The organism is Streptomyces sp. NPDC003248 (assembly GCF_055563235.1).
Window position 1 is genome coordinate 290184 of record NZ_JBVHDT010000007.1, and the last position, 21850, is coordinate 312033.

Consider the following 21850-nt stretch of genomic DNA (forward strand, 5'->3'; position numbering starts at 1 on the left):
CCGGGGGCCGGGGACCGGGGGCCGGGACCGGGGGCCGGGGGCCGGGACCGGGACCGGGACCGGGGACCGGGGACCGACTCGGTCACGGGAGTCGCCGAGCAATAGGATCTGGGCTGCCGGGACGGCTGTGCCTCGCACGGGCGCGCGTGCCCCCAGGGCCGTCCGGGCACGACGGGCGAGGGTGCCACCTCTGGTGCCCTCCCGGAGGGAGCGGGGATGGCGGAGAGTCCGGCAGCGGGGCGCAAGGACGGTCCGACGGCGCCCCAGCTGCGCCTGGACGAGCTGCTGGAGGGCCTCCAGGCGCAGGTGGCGCAGGTGCGCGCGACCCGGGACCGGGTGCACACGCTGCTGGACGCGGTCCTCACCATCGGCTCCGACCTGGACCTCGACGTGGTGCTGCGGCGGATCACCGAGTCCGCGGTGGCCCTGGTCGACGCCGAGTACGGGGCGCTGGGGGTGCTGGGCGACGAAGGGCGGATCAAGCAGTTCATCGTGGTCGGCATGGACGAGGGGACGATCGGGGCGATCGGCCCCTACCCCGAGGGCCACGGCATCCTCGGGCTGCTGATCAGGGAGCCGCAGCCGCTGCGCCTCGCCGACCTCGGTACGCACCCCGCCTCGGTGGGCTTCCCCGAGGGGCATCCGCCGATGACCACGTTCCTGGGAACGCCGGTGCGCGTGCGCGACCGTGTCTTCGGCAACCTGTACCTGACCGACAAGCGCGGCGGGGCGCAGTTCGACGACGAGGACGAGGCGGTGCTGCGCACGCTCGCCGCGGCGGCCGGCGTGGCCATCGACAACGCCCGTCTGTACGAGGACTCCCGACGCCGGGAGCAGTGGCTGGCGGCGAGCAGCGACCTGACCCGCAGTCTGCTCTCGGGCACCGATCCGGGCCAGGTGCTGCACCAGGTCGCCGCCACCGTACGGGCCCTGGCCGGGGCCGATCTGGTGACCGTTGCGGTGCCCCTGGACGGCGGTGACGACGATCTCGTGATCGAGGCGGCCGACGGGGAGGGCTCCGAGCGGGTGCGCGGGCTGGTGCTGCCGCCCGCCACGCTGGCCGCGCAGGTCTACCGCTCCAACGAGCGGATCGCCAGCGGCGCCCTGTCGGAGGAGCCCCAGGACGGCGGCGGCTCGGCGGGACAGATCGAACTGGGGCCGGGGTTCCTGCTCCCGCTGGGCGGCCACGAGCACGCCCGCGGAGTGCTCCAGGTCGCCGGGCTGCCCGGCCGGCAGGAGTTCTCCGACGCCACCATGGCCATGATCAGCGGATTCGCCGATCAGGCCGCGCTCGCCCTGGAGATCGCCGAGCACCGGCGCGAGGCCGAGCAGCTCATGGTCCTCTCCGACCGCGACCGTATCGCCCGTGACCTGCACGACCTGGCCATCCAGCGGCTGTTCGCCTCCGGGCTGACCCTCAACTCGGTCCTCGGCCGGATCGCCGACCGGCCCGAGGTGGCCGAGCGTGTCCAGCGGGTGGTCGACGACCTCGACGACACCATCAAGACGGTGCGCGGCACGATCTACGCGCTGCGCGAGCGGGACCGTCCCGGAGGGCGGGGCGAGCTGCGGGCGAGGCTGCTGGCCGAGACCGACCGGGCCGCCGGCGCGCTGGGCTTCACCCCCGCCCTGCGGATGACCGGCCTGCTGGACACCGTCGTACCCGCCGAGCACGGCGAGCACCTGCTGGCGGTGGTGCGCGAGACCCTGTCGAACGCCGCCCGGCACGCGCATGCCACCTGGATCGAGGTCACCGCCGCGACCGACGGCAGTCGGCTCCGGCTGCGCGTCGCGGACGACGGAACCGGTGTCGACCCCGCGGTCACCCGCCGCAGCGGCCTCGACAACTGCCGCCGACGCGCCACCGACCTCGGCGGCAGCTTCACCCTCCGGCCGAACGCGCCCGCGGGCACCGTCGCGGAGTGGACGGTGCCCCTTCCGCACGCCCGCCGGCCCGAGCCCGGCTTCACGACGGACGTCGGCGCCGTTCCGACGTGACGGGGCAGCCGCCTTCCGGCCGGGAACGACATCGGCGCCGACCGCCTACCGGCCGCGAACGTCGTCGGTACCCGGCCGGTACCGCCTCGTAGGGGGCGCATTCGGCTGGTCGGCCAACGAAAAGTCACGCCGTGCCGGGCGTCGCGGGCGTCGAAGGTCTCGGACCTGTGATCATGAGCCTTCACGGATGGTGATCGATGAGCAGCTCCAGGTCGCGGGGGCCGGTGTGCCGCCGCCGTCGTCGGGCGCTCGCGGGGACGCGCGGTAGGTGATGTGGTGGACTGGTTGACCTCGCTGCCGGCGGTGGTGCTGGTCGTGGGCGGACTCCTGCTCGCCCTGCTGGTCGCGGCCGTGGCGCGGGTCGGCGTCCGGGCCCTCGTACCGGTCGGGGAACGGGATCGGGTGCCGCAGATCGCCACGCCCCTGATGCCGACACTCGGCGCCGCCTTCGCGATCTTCGCGGCACTCTCACTGGCCAGCGAGGCCGGCTATCTGCGCGCGGCCGAGGGACTGGTGAGCGACGAGGCGGCGGCGGCCTCCCGCCTGGCATGGGCGGCGACGAGTCCGCGGGTCCGGTCGGAGCCGATCCACGCGGCACTGCTGGATTATCTGAAGACCACGCGTGTCAAAGAGTGGGAGGGTGCCGCAGCGTCGTCCGGCGCCGACCCGGCCACCGCTCGCGCGCTGGCACGGCTGGAGCGGACCGTGCGCGCCGAGGCGGCCCGGCCCGATGTGGGAACCCCGACCGGCACGGAGCTGGTGGTCGCCCTGGACGGTGTCACCAGTAGTCGTCGCGCCCGTGTCGCGGCCGCCTCGCGCGATGTCCCCGCGCTCTACGTCGTCACGCTCGTGGTCAGCGGGCTGGCCCTGATCGTGAACTCCGGGGCGCTGGTCTTCCGCAGCAGCCTGCGGACGTCCCTGCTCATCGTGGGCGTGGCGAGTGTGGTCGGGCTGAGCCTGGCGCTGCTCTTCGCCCTCAGCGCGCCCTGGAGCGGACCGCTCGTCGTCAGTGGGCATCCACTCGACGCCACCGTCGAGGACCTGAAGTCCGGCTTCTTCCACGGCGAGCCGTAGAGGCGGCAGGCTCAGTGAGGTCGCCGGCCGAGGAGGCAGAACTCGTTGCCTTCCGGGTCGGCCAGGACGACCCACGACTGATCGCCCTGGCCGATGTCGACATGCCGCGCGCCGAGAGCCACCAGGCGAGCCACCTCGGCGTCCTGGTCGTCGGGAACGAAGTCGAGATGCAGCCGGCTCTTGGCCTTCTTGGGCTCGTCGAGCCGCACGAACTCCAGCCCCGGCAGCCGGTCCGGCGCCGGGCGGATCGCGAACTCCACGTCGGAGGAGTGAACCACCACCCAGCCGAGCGCCTCGGCCCACCACTGTCCCAAGGCCACCGGATCAGCCGAGTGGACGACGACATGTCTCCATTCCAAGGTCATCCGGCGAGTTTAGGGGACCCTCCGGCGGATCAGGCCGGCCCCCGCGAAACCCGTCCGGCACCGCGGATGTCCCGTCGTTGCCGTCCGCTCGGCCTCCCGCTCACGCGGTGGTGTCCGCGGTGCGCTGCCCGGGCCGGCCGCCCTCGACCACGGCGCGGACGCCGGTGAGGGTGCAGGCCAGCGCCACGGCAGCCACCGCCGCGAGAAGCGCGAGGCCGACCGCCGACCGCGTACGAGCCGTACTCGCCGTACTCGCCGTACAGGGAGCCCATCACCAGCGGCGGCAGGAAGCCGCCCGGGCCGCCCGCCGCGCCGACCACTCCGGTCACCGAGCCGACCTGGTCGGCCGGGGGTCAGCAGGGCCACCAGGGCGAAGGCCGCTCCACTGCCCGCGCCCGCCCAGCGCGGCGGCCATGGCAGGAAGGCGAGGGTGCCCACCGGGGGCAGCGCCGGGGTGAACGACTGGACCAGCGCCGCGGCCACGACGACGGCGAGCGAGCCGGCGAGCACCCGGGCGGGGCCGACACGGTCCGACAGCCAACCGCCGGCCGGACGCATCGCCACCGCCGGCAGGTGAGGGGGTAGGGCCGGTCGGCCCTACCCCCTCACCCCGGCCGCTGGGACGCTGGACCGATGTTCCAGAACGACGCCTTCGGTCCACTCGACCGACAGGAGTGCCTGCGCCTGCTCGCCAAGGTGCCGGTCGGCCGCGTGGTCTACACCCGGCACGCACTGCCCGCGGTCCTCCCCGTCAACTTCTCCCTGGACACGGACGCCTCCGTCCTGCTGAGCACCTCACCCGGCTCCGACCTCGTCCGTGCCGTGGACGGCGTCGTGGTCGCCTTCGAGGCCGACGAGTTCGACGCGGCGACCCGGTCCGGCTGGAGCGTGGTCGTCACCGGACGGGCCACCGTGGTGACCGATCCCGCCGAGCACGAACGGCTGTCACAGTCCGGGCCCACGTCCTGGATGCCCCTGCACGGCACGGTGTTCGTACGGATCGAGTCCGAGATGGTCACCGGCCGCGAACTGAGGCGGACGCGCGGCACGCGGTGAGGCGCGCCGGCGGAGTCAGCCCGCCGGCTCGGCCCGCGCAGCGCTCCACGAGGAGGGGGCGGCCGGCTCCGGCCGCGCGGCGGGAGCCGGTACGGCGTCCGCTGACGCGCGGGGTGTGCGGACGCCGTCCGGGCCGTGCCCGAAGCGGATCAGCAGCTGCGGGCAGCACCCCCGTCTCGATCCGGCCATCGCCGCCCGCAGGTCCGGCCACTCCATCGCCTGGTGGAGCATGGAGGCGCGCACTCCGCGCCGGGTCGCCGTGAGCAGCAGGTGCTCCAGCGCCTGGCCTGCCCGCAGCCAGTCCTCCCGCCGGTCGTGAGACGTCCACAACAGGGCCACCTGGGCGTGGCGTTCGAACCGCAGGGCGGGCAGCTGGGGGACGGGCAGACGGCCCGTGAAGTCCCGTACCGGCATCCGTCCGGACGCGTCCCGGGGGCCCAGGGCCGTAAGGGGGATGCCGTAGGGGGCGTGCGTTCCGGGAGCGGTGAGCCAGGCCCGTGCCTCGGTCGCACGGGCCGGATGGACGGCGTTGCGCGCTTCCGCCACCTGGGTCAGACGCAGCAGGCGCCGGGTCCCCGGTATGCCGGGCACGTCCAGGTGGGCGCCCTCGGCCCGCGCCGAGCCCGTCATCTCGGTCACGACCGGGTCGGGCACCGGGCGCCCGGTGAACGGCATCCGGCTCGTGTGCCGTCGCTCGATCGTCTCGTACAGCTCGCCCAGGGGCAGCCGCACGTCGGCGGTGGGCACGGCCAGTCGCACCGTGGCCAGCAGGTCCGGATCGCCGGTGGTGGGCAGCAGCCGGACGACGGGACGCCAGCCCAGGTGCGCGGCGGCCACCCGGAGGTTGAAGACGGCCGCTCCCACCGACAGGTGCTGGGCGCGCAGATGCGGATCGGCCATCGGCAGCTGCCGCCGCCGGTCGAGCCGGACCTCGATCGACCGGCTCTCCGGATCCAGGCCGAACCGCCAGGGCTGGCTGTTGTGGATCGACGGCGCCGCCACCGCCGCGGCCAGCAGGGCCTGAACGGCTGTGGCGTCGACTTCCCGGGTCTGCATCACGGCTCCTCCACCAGACTTCTTCTCCGCTCCGTCCACCCTGCGCCGTGTCTCCTCCCCCGGGGGAGGGTTGGCCGGCCCCGCACCGGGGGCCATAAGGCCTCATCCGGTGACCGGGGGAAATAGAGTGGCCGTCACCTCGGTCCGGCTCGGCCGGCCTGCGCGAGCGGGCGGCGCCCCGGGTTCCGGCACGGTGCGGACGCCTGCGTCCGGCCGCGGTGAGCGGCCGGACGCCCGACCGAACCGACGCCCCGCGCGCCGTACCCGCCGCGATGCACCGCACGCGCCGTACCCGCCGCGCCTGCTGCAACCACGCGGGGGATTCGGGCCGCCCTACAGGCACGGACCACGGAAACGGACACGGACACGGAAACGGACACCGACAGGGCACGGACACAGACACGGACACCGACACGGCCGTACGGACCGCGGGGCGTCGGTGGTTCGATCGAGGGCCAGCATGTCAGCGCGGGCCGCCCCGGCCGCCCGGCCGACCGGCCCCCGTCGCCGGGGCCATCGGCCCCTGTCGCGACCGGCCGGATGGGGCCGGAAGGCGGTGGGGGGAGACCCGCCGGCCCCAGGTGCGCCGGGGTCCGCCCCGCCTGGCGTTCCCGGCAGCGCGGCGCCTCGTTCTCCTGGTACGCCTACTCCCCCGGCCGGGTCCGCCACCCTACGTGCCGGCGCCCTGCTGAAGCTGTGGCGCGAGGCCCGGCGAAGGCTGGGCGACCCGGTCGCGGCGTGGGCGGAGATCACGGCCGACCCGGCGAAGGCGCGGGCGTACCAGCGGGCGCGCGGCAAGGGCGGTCTGGTCCGCGCCGACCGGGACGAGGTGAGCGAGCTGGTCGCCGCCGTCCATGTGCACACCGTCAAGGCGTACGGCCCGACGGCGTCGCCGGTTTCTCGCCGATCCCGGCGATGTCGATGGCGTCAGCGGCCTTCCTGCCTGGACCGGTCCTGGGCCTGGGTGGCGATCACGGCGGCCTGGACGCGCCGCTCCACCCCGAGCTTGGCCAGCAGCCGGGAGATGTGGTTCTTCACCGTCTTCTCCGCGAGGTAGAGCCGGCGGCCGATCTGGCGGTTGGTCAGTCCCTCGCCGATCAGCGCCAGGATCTCCCGCTCCCGCGCGGTCAGGCCGGGCAGGGCGTCGGGCTCGGGTTCCGGCTCCTGGCCCTGGCGCAGGCGGGCCATCAGCCTGGCGGTGGCGCTGGGGTCGAGCAGGGACTGGCCGGCGGCCACCGTGCGCACGGCCGACACCAGGTCCGAGCCCCGGATCTGCTTGAGCACGTAGCCGGACGCCCCCGCCATGATCGAGTCCAGCAGGGCCTCCTCGTCGTCGAACGAGGTCAGCATCAGACAGGCCAGCTCCGGCATGCGTGAGCGCAGCTCGCGGCACACGGTCACCCCGTCGCCGTCCGGCAGGCGCACGTCCAGCACCGCCACCTGGGGGCGCAGCGCCGGGACGCGGACGAGGGCCTGCTCGACCGTGCCCGCCTCCCCGACGACCGTGATGTCCGGCTCGTCGTCCAGCAGGTCGTGCACGCCACGCCGTACCACCTCGTGGTCGTCCAGCAGAAAGACCCGGATCGGGTGGTCGGGTCCGGGCCGCTCACCGTCCGCCATCGAATGCTCCTTGTTCCGCGATCCGCGCCGCCCGTCCGAGTTCCGCGTTCCGCGCTGTCCGGTTCCCGCACCGGGTTCGGCCCACGGGGCACGACCGGTCCTTGCTTGTCTGTCACCGATCCTGCGTGATCCCGGGCCGTGGGGCCAGGGCCGGTCGGCCCTACCGCCCCCGCCGGTTTCCTGGGCCCGCCTCCGCGCGTCATCGCCCCGGGCGGCCCTCCCCGCCCCGGCGGACCACGCCGGCCCAGCCGATCGCGAGGGTGAGGAACAGCCCCGTCGTCGTGGCGGGCAGCACGAGCGTCACCCATCCCGGGCTCGCCGCGGGGCCGGCGGCCGTCAGGAGGACCGCCGAGGCCGCCGAGGCGGCCAGGCCGGCTCCCAGGAGGGCGGCGACGAGGTGCCGGGAGGGTTCGGCGCCGGCCGGCGGCGGGCCCTGCTCCAACGCGGCCCGGTCACGGACGGCCTCCCGGATCTCCCGGCGGCGCTGCACGGCGGCGCGAGTCCGGAGAGCGGCCGTGAGGGCCGCGCCCGCCCCGGCCAGGGCGCCGGTCAGCCACCACGGGTCGGCGACGAGGAGCAGTACGGCGATGCCGGCGAGCGTGGTCCAGCCGCTCAGGCAGGCCGCCGCCGAGCCGCGCAGGGAGTCCGGCCGGTCGGCTCCCGCGCGCACCTCCGCGAGGGCCGACAGGTACCAGACGCAGCCGGAGGCGGTCGCCAGCGCGGCGGCCAGGGCCAGGAGGGGGTGCGCCACGGCTCAGCCCGCCGTCTCGGCCGCGGCGATCTGCGGGTGGTGCAGGTCGAAGGCCGGGGACTCGGAGCGGATCCGCGGGAGCGAGGTGAAGTTGTGGCGCGGCGGCGGGCAGGAGGTCGCCCACTCCAGGGAGCGGCCGTAGCCCCAGGGGTCGTCGACGGTGACCGGCGTGCCGTACTTGGCGGTCCTCCACACGTTGTAGAGGAACGGCAGGATCGACAGGCCGAGCAGGAACGAGCCGATGGTGGACAGGGTGTTGAGGGCGGTGAAGCCGTCGGCGGCCAGGTAGTCGGCGTAGCGGCGCGGCATGCCCTCGGCGCCGAGCCAGTGCTGGACCAGGAAGGTGAGGTGGAAGCCGACCGTGAGCGTCCAGAACGTGATCTTCCCCAGGCGTTCGTCGAGCATCCTGCCGGTGAGCTTCGGCCACCAGAAGTGGAAGCCGGCGAACATCGCGTACACGACCGTGCCGAACACCGTGTAGTGGAAGTGGGCCACGACGAAGTACGAGTCGGAGAGGTGGAAGTCCATCGGCGGCGAGGCCAGGATGACGCCGGTCAGACCGCCGAAGACGAACGTGACGAGGAAGCCGGCGGTCCACAGCATCGGCGTCTCGAAGGACAGGCTGCCCTTCCACATGGTGCCGATCCAGTTGAAGAACTTCACTCCGGTCGGCACCGCGATCAGGAACGTCATGAAGGCGAAGAACGGCAGCAGCACACCGCCCGTCACGTACATGTGGTGCGCCCATACCGTCACGCTGAGGCCGGCGATCGCGATCGTCGCGGCGACCAGGCCCATGTAGCCGAACATCGGCTTGCGGGCGAAGACCGGGACGACCTCGGAGACGATGCCGAAGAACGGCAAGGCCAGGATGTACACCTCGGGATGGCCGAAGAACCAGAACAGGTGCTGCCACAGCAGTGCCCCGCCGTTGGCGGCGTCGAAGACATGGCTGCCGAACTTGCGGTCGCACTCCAGCGCGAACAGGGCCGCCGCCAGGACGGGGAAGACGATCAGGATCAGCAGCGCGGTCAGCAGGACGTTCCAGGTGAAGATCGGCATGCGGAACATGGTCATGCCGGGGGCGCGCATGCAGACGATGGTGGTGATGAAGTTGACCGCGCCCAGGATCGAGCCGAAGCCGGAGAGCGCGACGCCCATGATCCACAGGTCGGCGCCGAGGCCCGGTGAGTGGACGGCGTCGGAGAGCGGGGCGTACAGGAACCAGCCGAAGTCGGCGGCGCCGCCCGGCGTGAGGAAGCCGGCCGCGGCGATCGACGAGCCGAACAGGAAGAGCCAGTAGGCGAGCATGTTCAGCCGGGGGAAGGCGACGTCCGGGGCGCCGATCTGCAACGGCATGATCCAGTTGGCGAAGCCGGTGAACAGCGGCATGGCGAACATCAGCAGCATGATCGAGCCGTGCATCGTGAACGCCTGGTTGAACTGCTCGTTCGACATGATCTGCAAGCCGGGCCGGGCGAGTTCGGCGCGCATCATCAGGGCCATCACGCCGCCGACGATGAAGAACACGAACGCGGTGACCAGGTACAGCGTCCCGATCTTCTTGTGATCGGTGGTCGTCAGCCACCCCACCCACGACGGCCGGCCCGCCACCCACGACGGCCGGGCCGCCGCCCACGACGGCCGGCCCGCCGTCCGCGCGGCCGGGCCGGCCTCCTCGCGGAGCGTGGGGCGCGCCGGCGCCCCGTCCGTGTGCTTCGCCTGGTCCAGTTGCGCTTCGTCCATGGGACGACGTCCTCCCCATCCGCTCATGTCGCTCACGGACCGGGAGGCGCCTCAGGTGCGGGGGACAGCGCGGCGCCTCCCGGCCGCCGCCACATGATCGTCGCCGGCACCCCCTGCCCCGACAGGGCCGAACGGCCCCCGCACCGGCCCCACGACGGGGCCCAACGGCCCTCATCGGCCGAGCCGGGCTTCGAGGGGCCGCGGTCGGCCCAGCCGGAGGCGTTCGAGATCGCCGGTTCCCGGCGTCCGCGATCGGTGCCGTCGCCCCATGCGGAGCGGCGGCGGTCGGTGGCGCCGCGGTCCGCCGGAGGGCTCATGGTGCGGAGGTGGCGCCGGTCCGGTGTCCCGGCCGGCCGCCCACGGCCCGTGGAGGGGCGGGCACCGCGGGGCCGCGCACGGGTACCCTGCGGCCTGGTAGGTGCGCGTGAGGCGCGGTGATCCGTACGGGGGAAGGGTGCGCGGACGGTGGACGGCGAAGAGCTGGTCGCGGTGGGCAGTCTGGCAGTGGCGGCCGTCGCCGCGGTGTTCGCCTGGTTGCAGGCACGCTCCGCCCGGCAGTCTGTGCGGCGGGCAGAAGAGGCCGTCCGGGTCGCCGAGCGGGCCAACCTCCTCGCCGCGCAGGCGAACCGCCTCGCCGAGCACGCCAACCGCCAGGTCGCCGTTCTGGAGAAGCGCAATCAACTCGACCGGCTGCGCGCCGTGCTGCGCCAGGCCGCGGCCGACGCGTACTCGCCGGGGCTGAACCAGATGCGCTGGGAGAGCGCCTACCGTACCGAGGTCCAGGCGTCGCTGGCCGGCCTGCACGCCCAGCTCCCGCTGTGTGCCGCCCTGTTGAACACGCCGCTGCCCGGCGCCCAGGCGCTCGCGCACGCCGTCCAGGAGACGGCGGCTGTCGCCGAGACCACCGAGGTGTCCGCCGCGTGACCACGATCCCCGGCATCCGTCCCGACGGCGGCCCGGACTGGGGCGCGCCCGAGCGCCGGTTCCGGTCCGAGCAGACGGCCCTCCGCGAACAGTTCGCCCCGCAGCGGGTACCGCTCCTCGCGCGGTCGTACGCCACCGACGTGCTGCTGCCGATCGTCCAGGACATGCGCGCCTCCGGTGCGGGCGGCCTGCTGTCGGTCGTCGCGGAAGCCGGATCCGGCAAGACCGTCCTGCTCGGCCACCTGTTCCAGCTCCTGTGCGACAGCGACGGCCGCAGCGTCAGCGACGACCACGCCGACGAGGGGCGGGGCAGTGCGCCCGGCCCCCCGCCGGCCCCCGCCGTCCTCGTCCGCTGCGACCAGGTCGTCCTCCCCGACGCGGCGGCGGCCCCGCCCGCGCCCCGCCCCGGCGAGCCGCTGCCTGCCGTGTCCCCCACCGCCCTCCTCGACCACGCTTTCGGAGCGGCGGCCGGGTCGGGGCTGCTCACGGCGGCCGTCCAGCAGTACGCGGGCGAGCGCCCCGTGCTCCTTCTGGACACGCTCGACCTGCTGCTGTCGCCGCGCTGGAGCAAGCCGCTGGGCGCGTACCTCTCGGAACTCGTCGACATCGGCATCACCGTGGTGCTCACCTGCCGTCCACGGGACTACGAGGACCACGCGAGCGGTCTGATCCCGGCCGTCCAGGGCAACGGGCGGATGGCGGTCCTCAAGGACGTGCCCGCCCTCGACGAGGACGAGATCGTCGACTTCACCCGGCAGTTCCTCGCCGCCCGCGGCATCCCCCCGGCCGTCGGCGAGGAGGAGTTCGGCGGGCGTCTCGTCGCACTGTCCGCCGGCGGCGCGCACGTCCGGCTGCGGCGGCTGCTCAGCAGCCCGCTCCTCCTCGCCATGGTGTGCGAGGTCTTCGGGGAGACCGGCGGGCACGTCCCGCAGGACCTGACCACCAGCGGCCTGTACGCGCGGTACTGGGAGGAGAAGGTCTCGCGCACCCGGCTCACCGGGTCCGCGGACGCGTCGGACCAGCGGATCGAGGACAAGGAGACGCTCTGCCGCCGTATGGCGGCCTTCCTCTGGCACGCCTCCCGCACCCGCTCACGCTTCCACGACCGCGTCCCCGCGGCACGGCTGATCGGCAGCGCGGCGGGCACCAGGGGTGCGGCGGGCACCGGCGCCGGCCGGATCCGGGCGGCGCTCAGGGAGCTGTGCGACGACGGGTTCCTGAACACGGTGGAGCGCGGCCAGGTCGTCGAGTTCCGCCACCAGACCCTCGCCGAGTACGCCGTGGCCCAGTGGCTGGTGGAACTCGACGACGAGCGGAGCGATTTCTACGACGAGCTGCGCGAGCGTCCCGCGGAGCGGGGCTTCGCGCTGCCCGTGCTCCGCCACCTGGTCGGCATGGAGGACACCCTTCACCAGCTCGACGACGTCTTCCCGCTGCTGCCCCTGGGCGACTTCGGCGTCTTCCGCAACACCGCGTTCGCCGTGGCGAACTGCGGCAACGACACCTATGTGACCGCGCTGGCGGCCGAGGCCACGCGCCGGATCGACCAACGGCTGCGCTCCCTGTGGGAAGCCCTGGAGACCGTCGCCGGACGGGGTCTCGCCGCCGCGCGGGCCGCCGCCCTGCGAGGGCTGCGCGAACTGCCGTACGCCGAGGTCGCGGAGGCGGGCGGGCTGTACGGGCTGCTGGCCGTCCGCCGTGGCGAGGGCGGGGAGGCCGTCGATCTCGCGGACGGTGTCCGTGCCGTGCACGGCCGGCGGGCGGACTGGCCGCCCCTCGGGACCACCACCGCCCGGCAGCCCGACCAGGTGCTCCAGCTGATGCTGGACCCGGCGCTCGCGGTCGGCGCGCCGGTCTCCGCCGGGACCGTCCGCGCGGTCGAGGAGGACTTCGCGCAGGCCGGACGCGCGACACGGGAGGCGTTCGTCCGGCTCCTGCTCGCGCCCGGTACGCCCCCCGAGCACACCGCCACGTTCCTGCGCTTCCTGTGGTCGCTGCCGGCGGAGGTCCACGTTCCACGCGCGGCGGGAGCGGAGTTCGTCACGGGGGCGATGCTCGGCACGGGCCGCGCGCCCGAGGCGGTGCTCGACGCGCTGATCACCGACCTCGACGGCTGCCCCGACGGCCGGCTCGCCCAGCACGCGGCGGTACGGCTCGTCGCCGGCCGTCCCGCGCTGCGCGACCGGCTGTGGCCCCACCTCGGCCCGACGGCCGGTTCGGCGGACGCCCGGCTGCGTGCCGCCAACGTGGTGGGCGATCTCTGCGCCGATCCGGCCGTCGCCTCGGACACGTTCGCCCGGCTGGTCGCCATGGACGTCGGCCCCCGTACGGACGGCGGCACGGACACCGCCGGGCCGCCCGGTGCGGAGGGCGCGCCGGGGGACGACGGCGACGGGGCCGGCGTGCTCTACGGCATCGGCCAGCGGGTGCTGCCCTCGCTCGCCTCGCCGGACGAACGGGCCGAGCTGGGGCGGTGGCTGGCACGGCTCGCGCCGCCGACGCGGCGCCGGGGCAGGGAGCCGGAACGCCGCCGGGGGGACTCGCCCGACCGCGACGCCCTGCGCGACCTGCCCCTGGACAGGCTGGTGGAAGTCGCCGCCGACACGGCGCACGACGTCACCGCCCGGCAGGCGGCCGGGAGCCTGCGCGCCGCCTCGCAGCAGGGCACCCTGCTCACCGCCGGCCAGTGGCGCACGCTCCTGGCCTCCCGCTGGTCCGGCACCCGCCGCTCGGCGGTGACCCTGCTCGACGCCCTGCTGCGCGCGCAGGACCCCGCCGCCGGACTGGTCGCCCCCGCCCTCCTCACCTGCGGCGGCGCCGACGCGACGCCGGGCGAACGGCAGACGCTCTACACGGCGCTGGACAGCTGGCTGCGCGGCTACCCCGAGGGGGCGCGGCCGCACCTCGGCACCCTGCGCGAGGTGCTGCGCGGGGCCGCCGAGAGCGGCGACTGCGCGGGCGAGCCCGCCAAGGCGTGGGTGGCGCTCACCCGGACCTGCTTCGAGTCCGCCCTGAAGCTCCCCGAGGAGCGGCGCGCGGACGAGGCCCGCGCCGCGTTCGGGGTGTACGGCGCGGCGGCCTCGGCCGGCGCGCTCCCCGCCCGGGGGCCGGCCGCGGCGCTGGGCGTCAAACTGCTGGTGCGCGCGGTGAACCACGGCGTCGTCACCCCGGAGGAGCTCGCCCGGCTGGCGCGCTCCTGGCGGTGCGGCGGGCAGTGCACCGCGGTCGGGGCGCTCGTCCAGACGGCGGGCGGCGGCGCCTGGAGCCCGCTGCTGCACGCGCTCCTGGACGACGGCGTGCTGTGCCGTGACGCGGTGGCCGCCCTCGTGCGGCTGCGCGAGACCGACTGACCCCGGCCGCCCCGCGCCGCGGGAGCGGGGCCCGGGGCCGCGGCGGCCGTGCCCGGGACGAGGACCGAGCCGGGCGGCGCGGCGGCCGTGCCCGGCGGGCCGCCGCACGGGGGGGGGAGGACCGGTCGGGCGGTCTGCTGATCAGCCAATCAGTCGATCAGCCGGTCTGCCGGTCAGCGGTCAGCCGGGCAGCGGTCAGCCGGGCAGCGGTCAGCCGGTCAGGTGGCGTTGCAGCCAGTCCGCGGCGGCCCGGCGGAACAGCCGCCGGTTGTCGGCGCGCTGGAACTCGTGTCCCTCGTCGAGCAGCGTGAGCAGTTCGGCGGTGCGGCCGCGTTCGCGTGCCGCCCGTACGAACTGCTCCGACTCCCGCGGCGGGACGTTGGTGTCGTGTTCCCCGTGGACGGCGAGCACCGGGACGCGCAGCGCGTCGACGCGGCTCATCGGCGACAGGGAGCGCAGCAGCTCGCGGTCGTGTTCGGGATGGCCGTACTTGTGGGCCGCCGACTGGGCGATCCACGGTTCGGTGCCCTCGAAGAACGTCGCGAAGTCGGACATGCCGCAGACCGCCACCCCGGTGCGGAACAGGTCGGGATGCCACACCAGGGAGGCGAACGTGAGGTAGCCGCCGTACGAGCGGCCCATGACCGCCAGCCGGGACGGGTCGGCCGGGCCCGCCGCCACCGCGTGGGCGGCGCAGTCGGCCACGTCGTCGAGTGCCGCGAACCGGCCCGTGCCCAGGTCGGCGTCGACGAACGACCGCCCGTGGCCGGAGGACCCGCGCACGTCGGGAGCGAAGATGTCCAGTCCTCGTCCCAGGATCTCGTGGTAGAGCGGGTTGAAGACCGGGCGTTCCTGTTCCTCGGGTCCGCCGTGCAGGTGGATGACGCAGGGCGCCGGTTCGGCCGGTCCCCGCCCCGGCGCGCGGTAGTACCAGCCGTGCAGGGGCAGTCCGTCGCGTGCGGTCGGGCGCAGCGGGAAGGGCCGTACGGGCGGGCGGCCCGGCGGAACGGCGTCCTCGTCCAGGGACGACCACGGGGTGCGCAGCAGGGACACGCCCTCGGGGAGCCACCAGATGCCGGGGCGGCGCTGCGATCCGGACAGTGCCAGGGCGAGCCGCCCGGTGCCGGCCGGCACGATCCGGGTGACCACCTCGTGGGGCAGGGGCACGGGCCGCGGCGGGCCGGTGAGCGGTCCGGTGAGCGGGCTGGCGATCGTCTCGGCGATCGGTCCGGTGAGCGGTTGGGTGAGCGGTTCGGCGATCGGTTCCGCCGTGCCGGGCGGGTGCGTGTCGACGATCTCCAGTTCGCTCGCGCCCCGGACGTTCCAGGCGAGGACGGCGGCCCGGCCGTCGTGGGCGAAGCCCAGCAGTTCCAGGTCGCAGCCGTCCCGCTCGGCCGCGACGGACCGGCCGACCGGACGGCCCTCGGGGTCGAGGCCGACCGCGAGCAGGGCCGCGAACTCGCGGTCGAGGTCGCTGCGCAGCCAGAGGACGTCCGCCCGGGGCGAGAACCGGCCGATCCACGGGTCGCCGTCGGCCACCGGCACGACCTGTGCCGTGGCGCGGTCGGAGGTGCGGATCACCACCGCCTCACGCCGCCCCCGGGGGCCACGGCGCAGGAGCGCCAGCCGGCCGTCGCGGCTGAGGTCGCACACGCGCAGGGTCGCGGCGTCCGTCTCGGTGGCGAGGAGGACCGGGGCGGCCACCCCGTCGGGATCGATCAGGTAGGCGGACAGACCGTCGCCGAAACCGGCGGTCGGGGCGGTCCGTGCGGCCCGCGGGTCGAGGGAGGCCGGGGCGCCGGCGGCCGCGGAGCCGGACGGCGTGCCGGTTCCCGTGCCGGTGAGGGGTGCGGCGCCGAGGAGGACCGCGTCGCCGCCGCGGCCGGACCAGCCGGCCGGCAGCCGGTCGGCGTACGCGCCGGCCTCGGCCGGGACACCGGCCGCGGTGTCCCCGGACCGGGGCGCGGGCAGGCCGGTCGGGACGGCGACGGTGACCGCGACGGCCGATCCGTCGTGCGCCCAGCAGCCCAGGTGGGCCGAGGTGCCCGGCTCGGCACCGGCCAGGATGTGGCGGCCGGTGCCGTCGGGGCGTACGCACAGCACCCGGGTGTGCTCGCCGCCGCCGGGGGCCGTCGTGTACGCGATCCAGCGGCCGTCGGGCGACCAGGACACCTCGCGGACGGGGTCCGGCTCCGAGTCGAGCAGCCGCACCTCGTCGCCGTCGACGGGCCCCGTCCACACCTGGGGCACACCGCCGCGGTCGCAGACGAAGGCCACCCGCGCCCCGCCGGGATCGGCCGAGGGATACCAGCAGCCGTGGGCGGTGAGCCGCGTCGTGACGTCGCGCGGGCCGGAGGCGTCCGGCAGGGGCACGCGGGCGGGGGCGGCGAAGGCGGTGGACGGGGTACGGCCGTCCGCGCCCGCCGGGACCCGCCCCGGGCCCCCCGCCGGGTCGGCGACGGGGGACGGATCGGGGGCGGCCGCGCGAGGAGCGGAGGACGGACCGGCAGCGCCCGCGCGAGGGCCGCGCGCGGCACCGCCGTGGGCATCCCCGCCGTACGCGTCACCGCCGTACGCGTCCCTGTCGTACACGGCGCGTCCGTCGGTCATGTTGCGTGCGTCTGAAGCCATATCTCCAGCAATGCCGCCTGCCACAGCGCGTTCGCGCCGCGCCGGGTGCGGTGCTCGTCGGGGGCCGAGAGGAGTTCGTCGAGGTAGGCGTCCTGGAAGAGTCCGCGCCGCCGCGCCTCGGGGGCGTTCAGCGCCTCCCGCACCCGGTCCAGGACGGGCCCGGCCATGTGGGTGATGGCCGGGACGGGGAAGTAGCCCTTGGGACGGTCGACCACCTGGTGGGGCAGCAGCTTGCGGCCGGCCTCCTTGAGGACGCCCTTGCCGCCGTCGGCCAGCTTCAGCTCCGGCGGACAGGCGGCCGCCAGCTCCACCAGTTCGTGGTCCAGGAAGGGCACACGGGCCTCCAGGCCCCAGTCCATGGTCATGTTGTCGACCCGTTTCACCGGGTCGTCCACGAGCATGACGTGCGTGTCCAGCCGCAGCGCCGCGTCCAGCGAGGTCTCCGCGCCCGGCTCCGCCATGTGCGCGCGGACGAAGCCGCCGGAGACGTCGTCCGGCAGCAGCATGTGCGGCTGGAGCATCCCGGCGAGGTCGGCGTGCGGCCGGTCGGCGTAGGTGTCGTTGTACCGGTCGGCCGCCCGGTCGCGGGCGGCCGAGGCCAGGCGGGGGTACCAGTGGTAGCCGGCGAACACCTCGTCGGCGCCCTGCCCGCTCTGGACGACCTTCACCTCCTTCGCCACCTGCTCGGCCAGCAGGTGGAACGCGACCACGTCATGGCTGATCATCGGCTCGCTCATCGCCGCCACCGCGCCGTCCAGCGCCGCCGACACCCGCTGGGAGGGGACCTTCAGCTGGTGGTGGTCGGTGGCGAACTCCCGGGCCACCAGGTCGGAGTACGCGAACTCGTCCCCCTCGGCGCCGCCTTCCGACTCGAAGCCCACGCTGAACGTCGCCAGGTCCCGCTGCCCCTCCTCGGCCAGCAGCGCCACGATCAGGCTGGAGTCGAGACCGCCCGAGAGCAGGACGCCGACGGGCACGTCGGCGACCATCCGCCGGCGTACGGCGGTCCGCAGCGCCTCGAGCACCGCGTCCCGCCATTCGCTCGGGCCCATGCCGACGTGCTCGGGGCGCCGGGTGTACGAGGGCTGCCAGTAGCGGTGATCGCGGTGGCTGCCGTCCGGTTCGACGACCCGTACGGTGGCGGGGGGCAGCTTGCGCACCCCGGCCAGCACGGTGCGGGGCGCGGCCACGGTCGCGTGCCAGCTGAGGTACTGGTGGACGGCCACCGGATCCAGCGAGGTGTCGACGTCGCCGCCCGCGAGCAGGGCGGGGAGCGACGAGGCGAACCGCAGCCGCCCGGGGGTCCGCGCCAGGTACAGCGGCTTGATGCCGAGCCGGTCGCGGGCCAGGACCAGCCGGCCGGTCCGGTGCTCGACGAGGGCGAAGGCGAACATGCCGTAGAAGCGGTCGACGCAGGCGGTGCCCCACTCCCGGTACGCCGCCAGGACGACCTCGGTGTCGGAGGTCGACCGGAAGCGGTGGCCGAGGGACGTCAGCTCGTCACGGAGTTCCCGGTAGTTGTAGACGCATCCGTTGAAGACCCCGGTGATCCCCTGCCGGGTGTCGGTCATCGGCTGGGCCCCGGACTCGGACAGGTCGATGATCTTCAGTCGCCGGTGTGCCAGCGCGACGGCGCCCTGTGACCAGAGGCCCTCGCCGTCGGGGCCGCGGGCGGCGAGCCGGTCGCTCATGCGCTCCACGGCCGCGAGGTCGGGCCGCTCGCCGTCGAAGCGGATCTCCCCGCTCAGGCCGCACATCACGCATCACCTCCCCTGGGCGCGTCAGCGGTCCGGGGAGGTCCGACGCGTGCGGAGCTCCCCGTCGAGGCCTGATCCGGGCTGATGGCCATGGTGGTACGTCTCCTTCGTGAATGGGGGTGGTGGGGGCGGTGGGGCTGTGGGGCTGTGGGGCTGTGGGGTGGATACGGGCGCGGCTCGCCGAGGTGGTGGGGACGGTGCCGGGCGGACCCCGCCCGGGGCGGCCGTCCATGCGGGGTCCGGGCGGGCTCCGCCGAAGCAGCCGTCCATGCGGGGTCCCGGCGGGCTCCGCCGGAGCGGCCGCCCGTGCGCGGTCCGGGCGGGCTCCGCCGGAGCAGCCGTCCATGCGCCGTCCATGCGCCGTCCCTGGGGGGTCCGGGCGGGGTGCGGGCGTCTCAACGGCCGGGCATCCTCACCGGCCGGCCGCCGCGGGCGCCTTCCGTGCCCAGCGGGTGGGAGGGGAGGCGCCCGTTCGGGGCGGGAGCGGACCGACGGCGCCTGCCGCTGTCGCCGCGGGTCTCGGCGATCGCCAGATCGGTGCAGGCCAGGAGGTCCTCCTCCGCGGCCGTGCGGCGCAGCCGGTGGGCGGCGCTGCCGTCGGACAGCGCCTTCTCCGTGAGCGCCTGGACGGTCTGCCAGTCCCCGGCGGCCTCGAGCGCCGGGCGCACCCGCGCCAGCAGGCCGCGGACGACGTGCGCCGCGGACGCCTCGTGGCGGGTGACCGGGTCGACCAGGGAGCCTTCGAGGCCGGACCGGGCGGCCCGCCAGGTGGCGGCGCGCAGCCACTCGTGCCGGCCCTCGCAACGGGGTGCGCCGGGGCCTTCCAGGCGTTGACGGGCTTCGGTCACCAGGGCGCGGAAGAGGGCCGCTATGAGCACGACCGTCTCCGCGCGCGGGCAGGAGTCGCAGATGCGCAGTTCGAGGGTCCGCTGGTGTGCCGAGGGCCGGATGTCGTAGTAGATCATCCCGGTGTCGCTGATGACGCCCGAGTCGATGAGCTGCCGCACGGCCGCGTCGTACTCGGCGGCGTCGGCGAAGCATCCCACCGGCCCGGCGGTCGGCCAGCGCTGCCACAGCATCGTCCGCCAGCTCGCATAGCCGGTGTCGGCGCCCAGCCAGAACGGTGAGCTCGCCGACAGGGCGAGCAGGGCGTGCAGCCACGGCGACACCTCGCACATGATCCGTACGGCGGTGTCGCGGTCGGGGACGTCCACGTGGACGTGGGCCCCGCAGATGAGCTGTTCGTCGGCGACCTTCCGGTACTCGTCGACCATGTGGCGGTAGCGGAGACCGGCGGTGGGGTGGATCGCCTCCGTGCGCGCGAGGGGCACGGTGCCCGCGGCCACGACGGCCAGGCCGTTGGCGGAGGCGGCCGTGTCCAGCTGCCGCCTGGTGCCGGTCAGGTCGCCGTAGAGGTCGTCCAGGGTGGCGTGGACGCCGCTGTTCGACTCCACGGTGGTCTGCTGCAACTCGGTCGTGAAGGTCTGCGCGGGCAGCCCTTCCAGCACTGTGTCGGCGCGGGGCACCAGCAGGCCGGTCTCCACCTCCACGAGGTGGAACTCCTCCTCCACTCCGATGCGAACGGTCACAGCTACTCCTAGGGGTGACGGGCGGACGCTTCGCCGCCGTGCTCCGGCATCCGGTCCCGTCGGTGGTACGGGGCGGCGAGCTGTCCCTTCCGGAGTTCCCCTCTGATCCAGACCCAAGCATGGGGTGCTCTTCGGTAGCGCGACCCCCTCACATGAGCGCCGACCCGCCGGCGGTCCCGCCGGGCCGCATCGCCTCCCTCCGCGACCTCCTCCATAAGATGCGCAAGTGCAAGACATGTGCAGGTGCATGTGCATGTGTGCGTGCGCCGCCCGCCCCGAGCCCGCCGAGTGACGGACACCACCTCATGACAGACCGCGTCTCCCGTACCCCCCGCCGCCGAGCCGCGCGTGCTCCCGGGCCCGCACGGGACCGCGCCCTGGACACCTGCCGGAGCCTGTCACCCCTGCTGCGGCTGCTGATCCTCACGCAGCTCGCCTTCAACGTCGGCTTCTACGCGGTGCTGCCGTTCCTCGCGGAACACCTCGACAGCGGCATCGGCATGGCCGGGTGGCTGGTCGGCTTCGTCCTCGGCCTGCGGACCTTCAGCCAGCAGGGGATGTTCGTGGTCGGCGGCCGGCTCGTCGACCGGTACGGGGTGCGCCCGGTCGTCCTGGCGGGCTGCGGCCTGCGGATCGCCGGGTTCGCCTGGCTCGGGTACGCGGAGGCGACCTGGGCGGTGATCGGCGCCGTGCTCGTGATCGGCTTCGCCGCCGCCCTGTTCTCCCCCGCGGTGGAGTCCGAGGTCGCCCGTCAGGCGGTGGCGTGGGAGGCGGCGGGCAACGGACCGCGCACCCGGGTCCTGGCCCTGTTCAGCGTGGCGGGCCAGGCCGGCGCGTTCGTCGGACCGCTGCTCGGCGCGCTGCTGCTCGCGGTGGACTTCCGCACCGCCTGCCTCGCCGGGGCGGCCGTCTTCGTCCTGGTCCTCGCCGGACACGCGCGGCTGATGCCGCGGCGCGTCCCCGGCCGTGACCGTTCACCGCGGCGGGGCGGCACGCGCGCCCTGCTGCGCAACCGCCGCTTCCTCGCCCTGTGCTGCGCCTACGGCAGCTACCTGCTCGCCTACAACCAGCTCTACCTGGCCCTGCCGGACGAGGTGCGGCGGGCGGCGGGCTCCCAGGCGCCCCTGTCCTGGCTGTTCGCCCTCTCCTCCCTGCTGGTCGTCCTCGCCCAACTGCCGGTCACCCGCTGGGCCGGCGACCGGCTCGGCCTGCGCCGCTCCCTGACCGCCGGGCTGCTGACGATCGCCGCCGGGTTCGCGGTCGTGGCCGCGGCCCGCCCGGCCGGCTGGACCGGCGCCGCCGGGCTGCTCCCCGCCGCGGGGTTCGTCGCGCTGCTCACCCTGGGGCAGATGCTGGTCGTCCCCGCCGCCCGCGCCTGGGTGCCCGACCTCGCCGAGGAGGGCCGGATCGGCCTCTACACCGGCGCGCTGTCGTCCGTCTCGGGAGTGATCGTCCTCGTCGGCAGCGCGGCCACCGGCTCCCTGCTCGACCTGGGCCTCCCGCCCGCCGTCCCCTGGCTCGTCCTCGCCGCCGTCCCCGCGCTGGCGGTGGCGTCGGTGCCACGGCGCGCGCCGGAGGCCGGGCGTCCCGGTGAGCCGGACACGGCACACTGACCGCCCGCCCGGCACCCCGACCGGACGCGGGACCGAACTCCCGCCCCCAGACCCCACACGGAACCGAACTCCCGCTCCCAGACCCCACACGGAACCGAACTCCCGCCCCCAGACCGCCCCCGGAGCCCGAGCGCCGCAGGGTGCCCGCGCCCGGCGGCTGCCCGCGCCGCCGGGCGCCCGGGTCACATGGTCTTGAGCTTGATGTACCGGCGTACCTCCGGCAGTTCGGTCAGGGCGATCAGTACGGCTGCGGCGCCGACGGCGCCGACCACGGCGCGCACGACGCCGGCGGGGATGAAGATGCCTCTCTTCATGGCAGG

Annotated in this window: 15 protein-coding genes and 2 pseudogenes; 7 read left to right on the top strand and 10 right to left on the bottom strand. The window is 75.0% G+C overall.

Going from position 1 to position 21850, the window contains the following annotated elements; all coding sequences use genetic code 11:
• Window positions 1-216: 216 nt before the first annotated feature.
• Entirely contained in the window at window positions 217-1998 is a 1782-nt protein-coding gene (locus ACZ3KJ_RS19295; protein ID WP_467528393.1) for a sensor histidine kinase, read from the top strand.
• Window positions 1999-2274: 276 nt separating this feature from the next.
• Window positions 2275-3072 carry a bestrophin-like domain gene (locus tag ACZ3KJ_RS19300; RefSeq protein WP_467528395.1) on the top strand — a complete coding sequence of 266 codons (798 nt, stop codon included), beginning with the start codon at window positions 2275-2277 and terminating at the stop codon, window positions 3070-3072.
• Between the two features lie 11 nt (window positions 3073-3083).
• Here ACZ3KJ_RS19300 and ACZ3KJ_RS19305 read toward each other — a convergent pair whose 3' ends face one another.
• Window positions 3084-3437, bottom strand: a complete 354-nt coding sequence (locus ACZ3KJ_RS19305; protein ID WP_467528397.1) for a VOC family protein — start codon at window positions 3435-3437, stop codon at window positions 3084-3086.
• A 100-nt stretch (window positions 3438-3537) separates the two neighbouring features.
• Window positions 3538-4010, bottom strand: a pseudogene (locus ACZ3KJ_RS19310) (MFS transporter); the annotation flags it as partial.
• A 60-nt stretch (window positions 4011-4070) separates the two neighbouring features.
• Here ACZ3KJ_RS19310 and ACZ3KJ_RS19315 point away from each other — a divergent pair.
• A complete protein-coding gene (locus ACZ3KJ_RS19315; protein ID WP_467528399.1) occupies window positions 4071-4493 on the top strand; it encodes a pyridoxamine 5'-phosphate oxidase family protein in 423 nt (140 codons plus the stop codon).
• Window positions 4494-4508: 15 nt separating this feature from the next.
• Here the strand turns inward: ACZ3KJ_RS19315 and ACZ3KJ_RS19320 are convergent, their stop codons facing one another.
• On the bottom strand, window positions 4509-5549 hold the full coding sequence (locus ACZ3KJ_RS19320; protein WP_467528401.1) for an Acg family FMN-binding oxidoreductase: 1041 nt from the start codon (window positions 5547-5549) through the stop codon (window positions 4509-4511).
• A 612-nt stretch (window positions 5550-6161) separates the two neighbouring features.
• On the opposite strand from ACZ3KJ_RS19320, the pseudogene ACZ3KJ_RS19325 reads away from it, so the two are divergent.
• A pseudogene (locus tag ACZ3KJ_RS19325) lies at window positions 6162-6485 on the top strand (hypothetical protein); the annotation flags it as partial.
• On the opposite strand, the gene ACZ3KJ_RS19330 reads toward ACZ3KJ_RS19325, so the two are convergent.
• The 3 genes from ACZ3KJ_RS19330 to ctaD all read right to left on the bottom strand — a co-directional run bounded on the left by ACZ3KJ_RS19330 (window position 6477) and on the right by ctaD (window position 9666).
• Window positions 6477-7169, bottom strand: coding sequence for a response regulator (locus tag ACZ3KJ_RS19330; protein WP_467528403.1), 693 nt, complete (start codon window positions 7167-7169; stop codon window positions 6477-6479). The pseudogene ACZ3KJ_RS19325 and the gene ACZ3KJ_RS19330 overlap by 9 nt on opposite strands.
• Before the next feature lie 199 nt (window positions 7170-7368).
• Window positions 7369-7920: a hypothetical protein gene (locus ACZ3KJ_RS19335; RefSeq protein WP_467528405.1), complete on the bottom strand. Its 552-nt coding sequence runs from the start codon at window positions 7918-7920 to the stop codon at window positions 7369-7371.
• Between the two features lie 3 nt (window positions 7921-7923).
• Window positions 7924-9666: an aa3-type cytochrome oxidase subunit I gene (gene ctaD / locus ACZ3KJ_RS19340; RefSeq protein WP_467528406.1), complete on the bottom strand. Its 1743-nt coding sequence runs from the start codon at window positions 9664-9666 to the stop codon at window positions 7924-7926.
• A gap of 465 nt (window positions 9667-10131) precedes the next feature.
• Here ctaD and ACZ3KJ_RS19345 point away from each other — a divergent pair, with 465 nt between their 5' ends.
• Both ACZ3KJ_RS19345 and ACZ3KJ_RS19350 read left to right on the top strand, forming a co-directional pair.
• Complete coding sequence (locus tag ACZ3KJ_RS19345; RefSeq protein ID WP_467528407.1) at window positions 10132-10590, top strand: hypothetical protein; 459 nt, start codon at window positions 10132-10134, stop codon at window positions 10588-10590.
• On the top strand, window positions 10587-13940 hold the full coding sequence (locus tag ACZ3KJ_RS19350; protein ID WP_467528409.1) for an NACHT domain-containing protein: 3354 nt from the start codon (window positions 10587-10589) through the stop codon (window positions 13938-13940). Before ACZ3KJ_RS19345 ends, ACZ3KJ_RS19350 begins: the two co-directional genes overlap by 4 nt.
• Before the next feature lie 210 nt (window positions 13941-14150).
• Here ACZ3KJ_RS19350 and ACZ3KJ_RS19355 read toward each other — a convergent pair whose 3' ends face one another.
• The 3 genes from ACZ3KJ_RS19355 to ACZ3KJ_RS19365 form a co-directional block, all read right to left on the bottom strand.
• On the bottom strand, window positions 14151-16550 hold the full coding sequence (locus ACZ3KJ_RS19355) for a S9 family peptidase (protein WP_467528411.1): 2400 nt from the start codon (window positions 16548-16550) through the stop codon (window positions 14151-14153).
• Window positions 16547-18328 (bottom strand): N-acetylglutaminylglutamine amidotransferase, encoded by a 1782-nt coding sequence (locus ACZ3KJ_RS19360; RefSeq protein WP_467528413.1) that lies wholly within the window; start codon window positions 18326-18328, stop codon window positions 16547-16549. Before ACZ3KJ_RS19360 ends, ACZ3KJ_RS19355 begins: the two co-directional genes overlap by 4 nt.
• A gap of 395 nt (window positions 18329-18723) precedes the next feature.
• Complete coding sequence (locus tag ACZ3KJ_RS19365) at window positions 18724-19917, bottom strand: carboxylate-amine ligase (protein WP_467528414.1); 1194 nt, start codon at window positions 19915-19917, stop codon at window positions 18724-18726.
• 305 nt (window positions 19918-20222) lie between these two features.
• Between ACZ3KJ_RS19365 and ACZ3KJ_RS19370 the strand changes: the two genes are divergently transcribed.
• A complete protein-coding gene (locus tag ACZ3KJ_RS19370) occupies window positions 20223-21530 on the top strand; it encodes an MDR family MFS transporter (RefSeq protein ID WP_467528415.1) in 1308 nt (435 codons plus the stop codon).
• 182 nt (window positions 21531-21712) lie between these two features.
• On the opposite strand, the gene ACZ3KJ_RS19375 is transcribed toward ACZ3KJ_RS19370, so the two are convergent.
• Window positions 21713-21844, bottom strand: coding sequence for a DUF6893 family small protein (locus ACZ3KJ_RS19375; RefSeq protein ID WP_385069203.1), 132 nt, complete (start codon window positions 21842-21844; stop codon window positions 21713-21715).
• Between the last annotated feature and the right edge of the window lie 6 nt (window positions 21845-21850).

What these genes read in the sequence shown, in the direction of transcription:
- ACZ3KJ_RS19295 (WP_467528393.1), top strand. Translation starts at nt 217, where the DNA reads ATGGCGGAGAGTCCGGCAGCGGGGCGCAAGGACGGTCCGACGGCGCCC.
- ACZ3KJ_RS19305 (WP_467528397.1), bottom strand. Translation starts at nt 3,437, where the DNA reads ATGACCTTGGAATGGAGACATGTCGTCGTCCACTCGGCTGATCCGGTG.
- ACZ3KJ_RS19315 (WP_467528399.1), top strand. Translation starts at nt 4,071, where the DNA reads ATGTTCCAGAACGACGCCTTCGGTCCACTCGACCGACAGGAGTGCCTG.
- ACZ3KJ_RS19320 (WP_467528401.1), bottom strand. Translation starts at nt 5,549, where the DNA reads ATGCAGACCCGGGAAGTCGACGCCACAGCCGTTCAGGCCCTGCTGGCC.
- ACZ3KJ_RS19330 (WP_467528403.1), bottom strand. Translation starts at nt 7,169, where the DNA reads ATGGCGGACGGTGAGCGGCCCGGACCCGACCACCCGATCCGGGTCTTT.
- ctaD (WP_467528406.1), bottom strand. Translation starts at nt 9,666, where the DNA reads ATGGACGAAGCGCAACTGGACCAGGCGAAGCACACGGACGGGGCGCCG.
- ACZ3KJ_RS19355 (WP_467528411.1), bottom strand. Translation starts at nt 16,550, where the DNA reads ATGACCGACGGACGCGCCGTGTACGACAGGGACGCGTACGGCGGTGAC.
- ACZ3KJ_RS19360 (WP_467528413.1), bottom strand. Translation starts at nt 18,328, where the DNA reads ATGTGCGGCCTGAGCGGGGAGATCCGCTTCGACGGCGAGCGGCCCGAC.
- ACZ3KJ_RS19370 (WP_467528415.1), top strand. Translation starts at nt 20,223, where the DNA reads ATGACAGACCGCGTCTCCCGTACCCCCCGCCGCCGAGCCGCGCGTGCT.
- ACZ3KJ_RS19375 (WP_385069203.1), bottom strand. Translation starts at nt 21,844, where the DNA reads ATGAAGAGAGGCATCTTCATCCCCGCCGGCGTCGTGCGCGCCGTGGTC.